A 441-nucleotide genomic window follows, 5' to 3' on the forward strand; every position below is an offset into this window, starting at 1 on the left:
ACTCAATAAAAATTTTCGTATTTTCTTCTACCCATTCTATAGGCATAGAAAATGTTAAGGTACTTTGATAAGTACCATTTATGATTTGCCATTTACTCTTACCACTAAAACGAAACTCCCATGGTCCAGTTGCGAATTTCTCTTTACCACTGGTATATAAGAAACCCAGTGATTTCATTGGACTATAAAATTTAAAAATCTCACGTATGGGTTTTACATTTTTAAATTCTGTGCTATCAGAACCTGCTCCTTTGGGTGGTTCATCCAACCACAGCCATGTTAAATGGTCTTTGGCATAAGTTTGATAATCATCAAAGCATTGGGCAATCGCTTCTCGCATGTCATCACTAAAGCCCTCTTTAAAATATAAAACTGCACGAATCGCAGGTATTGCACCCACATAATCTTCTGGACCACCTTTGGCAAAAAGCCCTCCACCAA

The 441-nt window shown here is 37.2% G+C and carries 1 protein-coding gene; it reads right to left on the reverse strand.

Translation table 11 applies throughout. The features are described from left to right. The coding region (locus tag ACINWC743_RS09030) for a type VI immunity family protein (protein ID WP_009585197.1) at positions 1–441 on the reverse strand (441 nt) is incomplete at both ends.

The organism is Acinetobacter sp. WC-743 (genome assembly GCF_000335555.1).
Lineage (GTDB): Bacteria > Pseudomonadota > Gammaproteobacteria > Pseudomonadales > Moraxellaceae > Acinetobacter > Acinetobacter bereziniae.